The sequence below is a fragment of the Pseudomonas sp. Fl5BN2 genome, from assembly GCF_009908205.1.
Lineage (GTDB): Bacteria > Pseudomonadota > Gammaproteobacteria > Pseudomonadales > Pseudomonadaceae > Aquipseudomonas.
The window spans coordinates 18288-31087 of the sequence record NZ_JAAARL010000014.1 but is presented as its reverse complement, the minus strand read 5'-3'; the positions used below and the strand labels follow the sequence as shown (position 1 = coordinate 31087).

Annotated in this window: 8 protein-coding genes and 1 pseudogene; 3 read left to right on the top strand and 6 right to left on the bottom strand. The window is 63.3% G+C overall.

All coding sequences use genetic code 11. From position 1 onward, the window contains the following. Positions 1 to 6: 6 nt before the first annotated feature. A complete protein-coding gene (locus tag GV819_RS19915) occupies positions 7 to 792 on the bottom strand; it encodes an IclR family transcriptional regulator (protein ID WP_178125081.1) in 786 nt (261 codons plus the stop codon). Between the two features lie 271 nt (positions 793 to 1063). Here GV819_RS19915 and GV819_RS19910 point away from each other — a divergent pair, with 271 nt between their 5' ends. The 3 genes and pseudogenes from GV819_RS19910 to GV819_RS19900 form a co-directional block, all read left to right on the top strand. Beyond that, on the top strand, positions 1064 to 3148 hold the full coding sequence (locus tag GV819_RS19910) for a TonB-dependent receptor (RefSeq protein WP_161757759.1): 2085 nt from the start codon (positions 1064 to 1066) through the stop codon (positions 3146 to 3148). Between the two features lie 75 nt (positions 3149 to 3223). Continuing rightward, positions 3224 to 4534 carry an NtaA/DmoA family FMN-dependent monooxygenase gene (locus GV819_RS19905; protein ID WP_161757758.1) on the top strand — a complete coding sequence of 437 codons (1311 nt, stop codon included), beginning with the start codon at positions 3224 to 3226 and terminating at the stop codon, positions 4532 to 4534. 23 nt (positions 4535 to 4557) lie between these two features. Further along, positions 4558 to 4813, top strand: a pseudogene (locus tag GV819_RS19900) (TOBE domain-containing protein); the annotation flags it as partial. Positions 4814 to 5031: 218 nt separating this feature from the next. On the opposite strand, the gene GV819_RS19895 reads toward GV819_RS19900, so the two are convergent. The 5 genes from GV819_RS19895 to GV819_RS19875 all read right to left on the bottom strand — a co-directional run bounded on the left by GV819_RS19895 (position 5032) and on the right by GV819_RS19875 (position 12654). After that, positions 5032 to 5478, bottom strand: a complete 447-nt coding sequence (locus tag GV819_RS19895) for a hypothetical protein (RefSeq protein ID WP_161757757.1) — start codon at positions 5476 to 5478, stop codon at positions 5032 to 5034. A 441-nt stretch (positions 5479 to 5919) separates the two neighbouring features. Beyond that, a complete protein-coding gene (locus GV819_RS19890) occupies positions 5920 to 8997 on the bottom strand; it encodes an efflux RND transporter permease subunit (RefSeq protein ID WP_161757756.1) in 3078 nt (1025 codons plus the stop codon). 8 nt (positions 8998 to 9005) lie between these two features. Further along, positions 9006 to 10193, bottom strand: a complete 1188-nt coding sequence (locus GV819_RS19885; RefSeq protein WP_161757755.1) for an efflux RND transporter periplasmic adaptor subunit — start codon at positions 10191 to 10193, stop codon at positions 9006 to 9008. Positions 10194 to 10201: 8 nt separating this feature from the next. Beyond that, complete coding sequence (locus tag GV819_RS19880) at positions 10202 to 11962, bottom strand: efflux transporter outer membrane subunit (RefSeq protein WP_161757754.1); 1761 nt, start codon at positions 11960 to 11962, stop codon at positions 10202 to 10204. 242 nt (positions 11963 to 12204) lie between these two features. Beyond that, positions 12205 to 12654: a PTS sugar transporter subunit IIA gene (locus GV819_RS19875; protein ID WP_161757753.1), complete on the bottom strand. Its 450-nt coding sequence runs from the start codon at positions 12652 to 12654 to the stop codon at positions 12205 to 12207. Positions 12655 to 12800 lie beyond the last annotated feature (146 nt).

The following is a 12800-nucleotide window of genomic DNA, read 5'->3' as shown; positions in this document are numbered from 1 at the left end:
CTCGACTCAGTGTTGCCGCGGGTTCGCTGCCTGAAGGGCCCAGCTCCCGCCGGTGGCCTGATTGACCAGGCCGGCTTCATGGAACAGTGCTTCGCGATCTTGCGGGGCCTGCAATTGCCCCAGGTCGGTGACGGTGGTCATCACGCAGACGATTTCCTGCTGGGCATCGAACACGGGCGCGGCTTGCCCGGTGACGTTGGACAGCAGGTGGCTGGTCAACTCGGCCCAGTGCTTGTGTCGCACTTCGTCCAGCACCGCGTTGCTCGGTGGGCTGCCGCGAAAGTGTGCCGGCTGCTGCTTGCGTGCGGCGTCGATGCTGGCCTTGGGCAGGAACGCCTGGAACACCAGGCCGCAGGCAGTATTGTCGATGGGCAGGATGTCCCCCAGGGCCAGCGGATTGATCGAGAAATAGGCGCTGCGGTACCAGCGCACCAGGGTCGGCCCGCGGTCGGTCCAGATCGCTACGCCACCGCTGGCGGCATGCCGCTGGGCCAGGGATTTCATGTGCTGGGCGGCAATGTCCACGGCATCGATGCGTTTCAGCGCGCCGAGGCCGATGCTCAGTGCCGCCGGTCCCAGGTCGTAAAGGCCGCTGACCGGGTCCTGCTTGGCCAGCCCTTCCTTGACCAGGCTTTGCAGGTAGCGGTGGGCGGTGGAACCGCCGGTACCGGTCCGTCGGGCCACTTCACCCAGGGCCAGTTCGCTCTCGGCATTGGCCAGGGTATTGAGAAAGCGCGCGGCAATCGACACCGACTGGATCACCCCGGAACGCTTTTCCGGTACTGAATCCAGGGTGTCATCCAGTGGGGGCTGTGAAGTGTTCAACGGCTTGGTCTCCTCACCAATGTCTGGCTGCGGTCATGGCCGCAGGCTGCGGCCCGCGCGGCGATGGCGCTAGCGGCGGCCATGATACCGGTTCCGCGGTCCGCCAGGGACGCGCAAATGTCTCTGGCCAAAAAGTGTAGATCATTCCGTTTTGTGGAATTCATTCCTTATTGAGGAATGCTGTGGTTGCGTGATAGCCTTATCGCTAAAGAGGATCATTCTCATTTGGAGGGAGGCCTTGATGGCCCTTACGCATCGCACATTGAGTCACGGTATTGGCGTTTTCACCTTGTCCACTCTGCTGGCGACCCCGCCGTTGATGGCCGAGGAGTCCGAGGTTGGGCAAAAGGGCAGCTTGGCCCTCGACGCTCAGGTGGTGACCGGCGAGAAGCTGGAACGCGGCATGAAGAACACCGCGTCGTCCGTTTCCATCCTCACCGACAAGGACCTCGACCTGAACAAGACCGGTGACTCGTCGGTGTCCGAGGTCATCAATGGCATGCCCAACGTGATCTACACCGATTCGGTCGGCGCCCCGATCATTCGTGGCCAGGACACCCAGGGTCCGAACAACGGGCAGAACGTGTTCTGGGGCGGCACCGTGCCCCGGGCGACGATCAACCTCGACGGGCACTACCTGAACTACAACGAGATGTTCTTCGGCGCGACCTCGGTCTGGGATGTCGACAGCATTGAAGTCTTCCGCGGTCCACAGACCACCTCCCAAGGGGCCAACGCGATTGCCGGGGCGATCATTGTCAACACCAAGAACCCCACCTTCACCCCCGAGGCGGCCTACCAGGCGGAGATCGGCAGCTACCAGACGCGGCGCAGCTCGGTCGCGGTATCCGGGCCCTTGGTCGAGGATTTCGCCGGGCGCCTGGCGGTGGACTACTCCTCGCGTGACACCTTCATCGACTACAGCAACCCGCGCTTCCAGGGCAACAAGACCGACCAGGATTTCCGCAACCTCAATGCCCGGGCCAAACTGTTATGGCTGCCGAGCAATATCCCGGGCCTGGAAAGCCAGTTCACCTTTGCCCACAACGACAGCAACCGCCCGACCCAGGAGGCCGCCTCGGCGCCGTACCACAAGCTCGAACACCGGACCACCACCATGCCGTCCTGGGAGCAGGACACCAACACCAGCATCCTCGATGTCTCCTATGACCTGGGCAACGGCATCAAGCTGTTCAACCAGGCGCAGTATTCGCTGTCGTCGGTGCAACGGGTTACCGGCGCCGCGGGCGAGGGCGATGCGAACATCCACCAGAAGAACGGCTCCAACGAATCGCGCCTGACCTTCGGCGGGCAAGAGGATGTGCTCAGCGGCATGGGCGGTATCTACTACGCCCGTACCCGCACCGATGAAACCCTGACCCTGATGGGCCGCTCGGCCTTCGACGACACCAAGACCAACCTGGGGATCTTTGGTGAGTTGAACTACCGGCTCAGCGATCTCTGGACCCTGAGTAGCGGCTTGCGTTACCAGGAGGACCGTGTCGAGCGCACCGGCAACTCGGTGCTGGCGCCTCGGGCGCTGAACTACGACAAGACCTTCTCGGCGTTGCTGCCCAAGGTGTCCCTGGCCTATGCCGCGACCCCGCAGTGGACGGTGGGTGGCCTGGTCAGTCGCGGCTACAACCCGGGAGGCGTGTCGCTGAACCTGAGCACCCGGCAGTGGGCCTACTTCAAGGAAGAGTCGATCTGGAACTATGAGCTGTTCAGCCGCGCGAGCCTCTTGGACGACCGGCTGCTGATCAACACCAACCTGTTCTACATGGATCTCAAGGATGCCCAGTACAACATTCCGGTGGTGATTTCCCCGGGGGTCGCCCAGTCCTACACGATCAACGCCGAGAAGGCTCACGCCTATGGCCTGGAGTTGGACTTCGACTACCGTGTGCTGGACAACCTGCGGCTCAAGGCCAGCGCCGGGACATTGCGTACCCGCATCGACAAGATCTCCAGCAATGCAGGCTACGCCCATAACGAGTTTGCCCGCTCGCCGGGCTATACCCTGAGCTTCGGCCCCAGTTGGGACATCACCGAGCGCCTGAACCTCAATGCCCAGGTGCGTTACCTGGATGGCTACTACTCCGATGTGGCGAACACCTCGAGCTATTCGATCAAGCCTTACACCCTCACCGATGCGCGCATGAGTTATCGCTTCAGTGAGCAGGTGCAGCTCTACGGCTACGTGAAGAACGTCTTCGACGATCGCTCGCCGACCTACATGCAGCAGAACCGTGGCATCGGCGGAATCGAAGCCAGCATGACCCAGCCGCGCACCCTGGGCATCGGGGTCAAGGGCAGCTTCTGATCACCCCATGACTCAAGGCTGGCGCCCCTTCAGCGGCTGGCCGGCTTTCATTGCACCACAGGAGATTGGCAACAGATGAGTAATCGCAAACGCCTGCATATCGGCATGTCCCTGGCCCCCACCTGGCTCAGCGGCGATGCGTGGCGCCAACCGGGCAGCAATATCGAAGGGATCTACAGCGCCGACTTCGCGGTGGACATCGCCAAGCGCTCGGAGGCCGCGCACCTGGACTTCGTGTTCCGCCCCGACGTCAGTTGCCTGAACATGGACGGCCTGGAAAGCGGCTCGGGTTTTGCCAGCCTCGACCCCACGGTGCTGCTGGCCGCCGTCGCCCGGGAGACCTCGCATATCGGCCTGGTGTCCACGGTTTCCACCACCTTTTTTCCGCCCTATGTGGTGGCCCGCCAGCTGCAATCGCTGCACTGGGTGAGCAACGGCCGCGCCGGCTGGAACATTGTCACCGCGCTGCAGGGCCACGAGAATTTCGGCCTGGACGCCATGCCCAGCGCGGATCAACGTTACGCCCGGGCAGCCGAGTTCACCCGCCTGGTGCATGACTTGTGGGCCAGCTATCCCAACGAAGCGCTGCTGCTCGACCGCGAGAACGGTCGCTATGCCGACCGCTCCAAGGTGCATCCGGTGGCGCATGATGGGGCGCATTTCAAGGTCCGCGGCCCGCTCAACCTGCCGGCCTATGGCGGCGCGCGGATCCCCCTGATCCAGGCCGGCGCCTCGGATACCGGCCGCGACTTCGCCGCCTCGGTGGCCGACCTGGTATTCGCCCCGACACCGGACAAGGACGCGGCGCTGGAGCTGCGTCGTGACTTGTCCCGGCGTGCCGAGCGCCACGGTCGCAATCCCGAGGACATCCGCTTGCTGCCAGGCCTGAGCCTGTACCTGGCAGCAACCCGGGAGGAGGCGCGGGAGATGTTCATGCAGACCCACGGTCGCCCGGATCTGGCCCGCAAGTTTGCCTCGATCAAGCAGATGATCGGCCTCGATCTCAGTGACTGGCCCCTGGACCGGCCGATCAGTGCGGCAGACCTGCCCGCACCGGTGCATAACCCCAGCAGCCGCACCCACACCAATCTGCTGCGGCGCCTGATCGAGCGCGAAACCCTGAGCCTGGAGGAGTTGCTGCTGCGCCCGGAAGTGATTTCCGCTGCCCACTGGCAAGTGATCGGCACTGCCGAGGACGCCTTCGAACAGATCGTCGACTGGGCGGCGTCCGGTGCCATGGACGGTTTTATCGCCGCTCCGGGTGGCTCGATCCACTCGATGCATATCTTTCTTGAGCAAGTGGTGCCGCAATTGGTGCAGGTCGGGCTGTTCCGCGAGCGTTATAGCGCCAGCACCTTCATGGAGCACTTGCAAGAGCAGGGATGACGCCGGGAAACCGAGAATGCACCGGCACCGAGGCGCGGGCCCTGGTCAAGGCACCCTGGGTGATGCTCATGACCGTCCGCCCGCAACTGCCTGCAGGGCAAGGTGCTCAGCGTTACCGACGGTGCGGTGAATGCCGAGGTGGTGCTTGAACTCAGCGGCGGCAGCCAGGTGTATTCCATCGTCACCCGCGACGCCGTGACCGAACTCGGCCTGGCCCCGGGCGTCCGCGCTAAGGCAGTGATCAAGGCTTCGCACATCATTCTTGGCGTGCCGGCCTGAGTCCGACTGGCACTTGTGGGCCCGTGTCCTGCCATTGGCTGGGGGCACTGGCGGGGCGCAACGGCTATTGGGCCTTCTACTCTGGGTTCTACCGAGCAGGCCTGATGGCTGAACCAGCGGTCATCGTTTGGCTCCCTTGGTTGTAGTGGCCCGAAAGCAAAGTATCCAGTTTGCGATGCAGGCATGCTTGCAACAGTTCTGGATGCTTGCTGCTTTGATTAAAGTTGCGCTGGCTTTGGGGCGTACAAGAGAACTCTTACTCTTGAATCGAACTCGTCGGGCTTGGAGTTTTGCGATTTGGCCTCGGTCCCGATAAAGGGCGCCAGAACGCCTGGAACATGATTTGTCGTCAGAGAACCTGCAGTTCGCGAAGGTTTTTTTGACGGATCTGGATCAGGCCGGGTCGGATAACCTGAATATTGCTTTACGCAGTTGTCTTTCTCGATGCCTTCGGGGGCATATTGGCATGCCTGCCGGGCATTGCGTTTGAAACATGCCGCTCGTTCCGTTTCCAGCAAGCGGTCTTGGCAGGTGCTCACCGCAAGCAAGGCTTGAGCAAATTTTCCCCAGCCAGTGCCACCAGAGAATGAGTCGGCCTTGAGGTTGCTGGATATCAAGAGAAAACCGACGAAGATCATCTTGTGATGCAAGTTTGGGGTGAACATCCAGGTTGTCCATTTGGCCGATTGCAGGTTTGTTTAGCATTGTTTTCTGCTGGCTACAATCGTCAGTGCGTGTCGTTTTTTTATGTGCTTTCTGTAAAAAAAGTGCAATGTCCGGCTGTTAGGGGGAACGGCCGAAAGTGTTCGGCACAAGGTTGTTCGCCATGGACTGAAATATTGTTGAAAGACAGTTTCTGTTGTATTGAAACTTGAACGTGTTCTCTGTTGAAACGCTGTAGCGCATCGATCAGACGAGTAAAGAACTCGCAGTTCTGAGACAACGAGGCAGAGCGCGAGCCCCGGCTGCCATCCACAGAGATGATGTGTTCGCCTCTTTGCCTTACAAAACCAACCGATAGCGGATAAACAGAAATCCATCGGCTCATGCGCCAGGTTGCCATGGCCTTTGCGGGTTGTAGGGTGCATTACCGGCCCCGGGCCGGCTCAGGCCCTGGACACAAAGTCCTCGCCTGATACCGGGCCTTGCACCGGATGGGCCGTGCCCTGGTGAGTAGTGCCAATAAACAGGTACATGGCCGGCACCATGAACAGGGTCAGCAGGGTGCCGATGGACAGCCCGGCGAAGATCACCAGCCCCATGTCGTGGCGGCCCGCGGCGCCGGCGCCGGAGGCCCAGACCAGCGGCACCACCCCCAGCACCATGGCCGCGGTGGTCATCAGGATCGGCCGCAGGCGCACCGCGGCGGCTTCTTCGATGGCCTCGCGCTTGCTGTGGCCGGCGCGCTGCAATTCGTTGGCGAACTGCACGATGAGGATCCCGTGCTTGGTGATCAGCCCCAGCAGCGTCACCAGCCCGACCTGGGTGTAGACGTTGATCGAGGCGAAACCCATGGTGATGAAGGCCAGGGCACCGAACAGCGCCGGTGGCACCGAGAACAGGATCACCACCGGGTCGCGGTAGCTTTCGAACTGGAACGCCAGGGCCAGGTAGACGATCAGGATCGAGAACAGCAGCAGGCCGACGAAGCCCCCGGATTCCTGGATGAATTGCCGTGATTCACCGGCATAGTCGGTGGAATACCCGGACGGTGCCACCTGTTCGAGAATGCCCTTGAGTCGGGCCAGCAGCTCGCCCTGAGAAACCCCGCTGACCCCAGACAGGGTGGCCGAGTTGAGTTGCTGGAAGTGGTTGACCGATTCCGGCTCGGTGGAGGTCTCGATGTGCGCCACGGTACGTGCCGGGATCATCGCCCCCGACGGGGTGCGGATGTAGTAGTCGAGAATCTGGTCCGGGTTCAGGCGGTCCACCTGCAGCACCTGGGGAATCACCTTGTAGGAGCGCCCGGCGGTGGAGAAGTAGTTCACGTAGTTGCCGCCCAGCGCCGCTGACAGCGCGGCGCCGACGTCGGCCTGGGTCATGCCCAGGGCGGCGATCTTCTCCCGGTCCACCACCAGTTTGGCCTGGGGTTTGTCGAGCTTGAGGTCAAGGTCGGAGAACCAGAACAGCTTCTGTTTCTGCGCCTCGGCCAACACCGCCTGGGCCACTTCGTTGAGGTTGGCCACCGACTCGGTGGTGGTGATGACGAACTGCACCGGCAAGCCTTGAGCCCCTGGCAGCGACGGCAGGGGAAAGGCTGCGATGGTGGCGCCGGGCACCTGGTTCCACTTCTGCTGCAGGTCGAGGATCAGTTGGGCCTGGGAGCGGCTGCGATCCTCCCAGGACTTGAGCAGCACCCCGCCCAGCCCCTGGTTCAGTGAGGGCAGCCCGGTCAGCTGGAACATCTGCAGGTACTCGGGCTCCTTGTTGGCAATCTGGAATGCCTGGTCGGCGATCCGTTCCATCTGCTGCGGCGAGGCGGTGGGGGCGCCCTTGATCTGCATGAACACCAGGCCCTGGTCCTCGGTGGGCGACAGCTCGCTCTTGGCGGTCATGCCGCTGGCGGCCACCAGCAGGAACAGCAGGAAACCGAAGGTCACCAGCACCGGCCAGATGTCCAGCCCGGCCGCCAGCACCCGGTGATAGCGACCCCGCAGCCAGTCGAAGTAGCGGTCCAGGCGCTTGGCGAACTTGCCTTCCTCCTGGTCGCTCTTGAACAGCCGTGAGGTCATCATCGGCGACAGGGTCAGGGCGATCACCGCCGACACGGTCACCGCGCCCGCCAGGGAGAAACAGAACTCCTTGAACAGCGCCCCGGTGAGGCCGCTGCGCAGTCCGATGGGCACGTAGGCGGCAATCAGCACCACGGTCATGGCGATGATCGGCCCGCCCAGTTCACGCGACGCATGCAGCGCGGCGTCCAGCACGCCTTTGCCTTCTTCCTTGATATGCCGGTCGACGTTCTCCACCACGATGATCGCGTCGTCGACCACCAGGCCGATGGCCAGCACCAGCGCCAACAGGGTCAGCAGGTTGATCGAGTAGCCCAGCAGGTACATGACGAAGAAGGTGCCGATCAGCGACAGTGGGATCGCCACCAGGGGCACGATCACCGCGCGGAACGAACCCAGGAACAGGTAGATCACCACCGAGACGATGATCATGGCTTCCAGCAGGGTCTTCACCACTTCCTTGATCGAGGTGTTGATGAAGGCGGTGGAGTCGTAGACGATCTCGCCGCGAACCCCGGCCGGCAATTGCGACTGCAGGTCGGGGAACACACTGCGCACGTTGCTGGCGACACTGAGGATGTTGGCGGAGGGTGCGGCCTTGATCCCGATGAACACCGAGCGCTTGCCGGAGAAGGCCACGCTGCTGTCGTAGTTTTCCGCGCCCAGGGTGACGGTGCCCAGGTCTTCCAGGTGCACCAGGGCGTCGCCGTTGTGCTTGACCACCAGGCGCCTGAATTCATCCACGCTGTGCAGGTCGGTGCCGGCGGTCAGGTCCACGGTGATCATCTGGCCTTTGGTCGAGCCCACGGCGGACAGGTAGTTGTTGCTGGTCAGGGCGCTGGCCACGTCCTGGGCGGTGACGTTGTGGGCCGCCAGTTTGTGTGGATCAAGCCAGGCCCGCAGGGCGAACTGGCGCCCGCCGAGGATCTCCGCCGTCTGCACGCCTTCCAGGGAGTCGAGCTTGGGCTTGACCACCCGCACCAGGTAATCGGTGATGTTGTTGGTGGCCAGGGTGTCACTGTAGAAACCCAGGTACATGGCATCCGTGGTCTGGCCGACCGCCACCGTCAGCACCGGCTCCTGGGCCTGGGCCGGCAGCTGGTTCTTCACCGAGTTGACCTGGGTATTGATCTCGGTCAGCGCCTTGCTCGAGTCATAGTTCAGGCGCAGGGTCGCGGTGATGGTCGACAGGCCGGTGATGCTGGTGGAGGACAGGTAGTCGATGCCCTGGGCCTGGGCGATGGCGGCTTCCAAAGGCTGGGTGATGAAGCCGGCCACGGTGGCCGCGTCTGCGCCGTAGTAATAGGTGCTGATGGTGACCACGGTGTTTTCCGTGCGCGGCCACTGGTTGACCGGCAACTCGAAGATCGAGCGCAGGCCCAGGATCAAGATGAACAGCGAGACCACCACCGCCCAGACCGGTCGCTTGATGAAGGTATCGGTGAAGTTCATGGCAGGCCCTAGCGTTCTTGGGGCGTCGGTGACGGGTCGTTCAAGGGCGCGTCACGCTCCTCGATCTTCACCGGCGAGCCGTTCTTGAGTTTCATCTGACCACTGGTGATCACCTGGTCGCCTTCCTTGACCCCGGACAGCACCGCCACCTGGTCGCCCCGGGTCGGGCCGGTTTCGATGAAGGTCTGCTGCGCGGTGAGCACCACTTCGCCGCGGTCGTTGTTGTGCTGGGTGACGATGAACACCGTGGTGCCATAGGGGTTATAGGTGACCGAGGTCTGGGGCAGGGTCAGGTAGCGCTGGGTGGTGCCGGAGCTGACCACGGCTCGGGCGAACATGCCCGGCACCAGGCTGCGCTTGGGGTTGTCGATGGTGGCCTCGACGGTGACGTTGCGGGTGTTGGGGTCGAACTGGGTATCGATGGAGCTGACCCGGCCGCTGAAGGTCTGCTTGGGCAGGCCGTCCGCGGTGACCGTCACGCTCTGGTCGATGGCAATCGCCTGCACCTGGGCCTGGGGCACGTTGAAGTCGATGTAGATCGGGTCGAAGGTCTGCAGGTTGGCGATCTTGTCCCCGGGGTTGAGGTACTGCCCGGGGTTGACCCCGGTGATGCCGATGCGCCCGGCAAAGGGCGCGCGGATGCTTTTTTTCGCCACCAGCGCACGCTGTTGCTCGGCGGCCGCGAGCTTGGCCTTCAGGTCCGCTTCGTCCGCCTCGACTTGCGCCTGGGACACCGCATTCACCGCCAACTGCGCCTTGTCGCGCTTGAGCACGGTACCGGCGAGGTTGGCGGTGGCTTCCAGGGAGCGCAATTGGGCGATGTCGGAGTCGGCATTCAACTGCACCAGCAGGTCGCCCGCTGCCACTTCCTGGCCGGGTTTGAAACCGATGCTGCGAATGATCCCGCCGACCTCGGTGGTGACGTCCACTCCGCGCATCGTCTTCATCGAGCCGACGGCGCTGACACTCGGCTGCCACTCTTCATACGGCGCCTTGATCGCGGTGACCACGGCCGGTGGCAGGGGCACCTTGCCCTGGGCGATGAGCTTGGAGATCTGGCTGAACTTGACCCCGCCGATCACGGCGACGATCAGCAGCACCACGCCGAGCATGACCAGCATCGGCAACAGTAGGCGGCGACGCTTTGGGGCCGCGGGTTGTTGGGGCGCGGAAGGGACGGGGTTGACGTCGGCCATGGCGGATCTCACTGAGACAAGGGTGCAAGTCGGGTGGCCGCCGTGGCATCCGCCGGACCTTGGGTCCGGTCACTGCCTGCCTGTGCCTGTTTGACTTGAGCGTGGTCGCGGTTGCTGGACGCGCGGGCTGGATAGATTTCATCGAGTGACGGCAGGCCGAAACGGTCGGGGCTGCCGGCGGTGGCCGGGTCGACATCGCTGCGTTGCCACCAGCCTCCGCCCAGGGCCTGGAACAGTGCGGTGCTGTCGCTGTAGCGGGCGGCCTGGGCGCGGACCCGGCTGACAATTGCATTTTGGTAGGCCTGCTGCGCGGTGAGCAGGTTCAGGTAGCCCACCGCTCCCAGGCGGTACTGCGCCTGAGCCAGATCCAGGCTCTGGCGCGCGGCACTCTCGGCGAGCACTTGCTGCTGCAGGGCGTCGGCGTCGGCTTGCAGCGCCCGCAGTACGTTGGCCACATCCTGGAAAGCGCCAATCACCGTGCTGCGATAGCGCGCGGCCGACTCGTCATAGGCCGCCACTGCAGCGCGCTTGCGATGTTCCAGGGCCCCGGCGTCGAAGATCGGCTGGGCGATGGAACCGGCCAGACTCCAGACTCCGGTACCGGAGGAGAACAGCTTGGTGCCGCTCAGCGCCGTGGAGCCCAGCGAGCCGGTGATGCTGAACTGTGGCAACTGATTGGCGATGGCCACGCCGACATTGGCGCTGGCCTGATGCAACTGGGCTTCGGCGGCACGCACGTCGGGCCGTTGCTCGACAATCGCCGAGGGCAGGCTCAACGGTAGCTCCTGTGGCAGGTGCAGGGATGCCAGTTGGAAACGTTCGTCATGGTCCTGGTTGGGGAAACGACCGAGGTAGGCCAGCAATTGGTTGCGGGTTTGTGCCAGCTGTTTTTGCAGGGGCGGCAAGCTGGCACGGGTCTGCGCCAGGCTCGCTTCCTGGGTCAGCACGTCACCGTCGCCGATCGCTCCCAGCCGACGTTGTGCCTGCAGCAGATCGAGCTGATCGCTCTGCAATTGGATCACGGCTTCAGTCGCGGCCATCTGGTCACGCACCGAGGCCAGGCTGATGGCGGTATTGACCACGTTGGCACTCAGGGTCAGGTAGGTGGCCTCCAACTGATAGCGCTCATAGTCGGCCTGGGCGCTGCTGGACTCGATTTGCCTGCGGGTGCCGCCGAACACATCCGGGGCATAAGAGACACTCAGGGACGCCGAGTTGACCGTGAGGATCTGCGCCGACGAGCCGCCGGAAGCCGCCGCGCCAGCGGAGCCCAGGGCGCTGGCCGCCGAGACCTTCTCGCGGGTTTTCGATGCCGAGGCGCTGAGGGACGGAAACAGCGACGCCTGCTCGGCGTATACCTGTTCATTGGCCTGGCGCAGCGCGGCCTGGGCGGCCGTCACGTCGGGGTTGGCCTGCAACGCTTCGGCCACCAGGGCATTCAGCTCCGGGGAGCGGAACAGCGCCCACCATTGCCCCGGGATGTCCATTCCGGCCACCAGCCGCTGCGCCGCGCCGCCGGCGGCAATCTGCGCCGAGGCGGTGGTCGGCGGCAGGGGCGTTGCGCTGTAGCCGGCATTTTTCGTCAGGTCGGGGCGCTCGAAGTCCGGCCCCACGGTGCAGCCGGCGAGGCTCGCAATGCAGATCAGGCTCAAGGGGGACAGGGCGAAAACTAGCAGTGGCGTGTGCCGAGAAGATTCTCGACCGGCGCCGTCGTCCTTGCGAGGTCGCCGGCCGCCAGGGAATACGGGCGGCTGCTGTTGCTTGTTCATATTCTCTCTAATTGAGCAATCAGTGAGTTGTTTCAACGGGAATATGGATACCGGCGCAACAGTTGGACAGGCGCCGCCTCATGCAGTGGGTAGCGCGAGGTGCAATGAACGTTAATTGATGAGCTAGCTAATCGCCAATAGATGGAATCTTGCACGAGGCAGAGATCGGTGGGTCGGAGCTATCCAACTCGATCGGGCGCACCCGGCAAACCGATGCCCGGGGCCGATACCTCATTCTCAAGCTACCAGTGATCAAACAGCTGCTTGACCTGCAGTGCGTCATTGCAGCGCAGCAGTGCCTGGCGAAAGCGCGGGTTGGAGAACAGCCGGGCGGCGTCTGCCAACAGCTCCAGGTGTTGCTGGTCGGCGGGGGCGGGTACCAGTAGCACCAGGATATCGCTGACCGGTTGCTGGTCCGGGGCGCCAAAGGCCATGGCGGTTTGCGGTCGCAGGTACAGCGCGTGGATTCTATCGAGCTCGGCAAGCCGCGCATGGGGCAGGGCCACGCCTTCACCGATGGCAGTGCTGGCGGCCTGTTCCCGGCGCCACAGACTGGCGCTCACCCAGTCGCCCGGCAGTTGTCGAGTCTCTTGCAGATGTTGGCCAACCTGCTCGAACAGGCGCTGTTTGCTCGAGACGTTGACGGTGAGAAGGATGTCTTCGACTTGCAGGTAGCGGGCAAGCTTGCTCATGGGCTGCTCCGGGAATGGCAGGGTGCTTTCAGATTCGTCTCAAGGACCATTGAAGCGCATTTGCCGGGCCGGGGAAGCAATCAGCAGGCAGTTTTTACGAACTCTTTAGACAGGCCGCTGTGCACCGGCATACCTACAGCAAGGCC

What these genes read in the sequence shown, in the direction of transcription:
- GV819_RS19885 (WP_161757755.1), bottom strand. Translation starts at nt 10,193, where the DNA reads ATGGCCGACGTCAACCCCGTCCCTTCCGCGCCCCAACAACCCGCGGCC.
- GV819_RS19880 (WP_161757754.1), bottom strand. Translation starts at nt 11,962, where the DNA reads ATGAACAAGCAACAGCAGCCGCCCGTATTCCCTGGCGGCCGGCGACCT.
- GV819_RS19890 (WP_161757756.1), bottom strand. Translation starts at nt 8,997, where the DNA reads ATGAACTTCACCGATACCTTCATCAAGCGACCGGTCTGGGCGGTGGTG.
- GV819_RS19895 (WP_161757757.1), bottom strand. Translation starts at nt 5,478, where the DNA reads ATGTTCACCCCAAACTTGCATCACAAGATGATCTTCGTCGGTTTTCTC.
- GV819_RS19905 (WP_161757758.1), top strand. Translation starts at nt 3,224, where the DNA reads ATGAGTAATCGCAAACGCCTGCATATCGGCATGTCCCTGGCCCCCACC.
- GV819_RS19875 (WP_161757753.1), bottom strand. Translation starts at nt 12,654, where the DNA reads ATGAGCAAGCTTGCCCGCTACCTGCAAGTCGAAGACATCCTTCTCACC.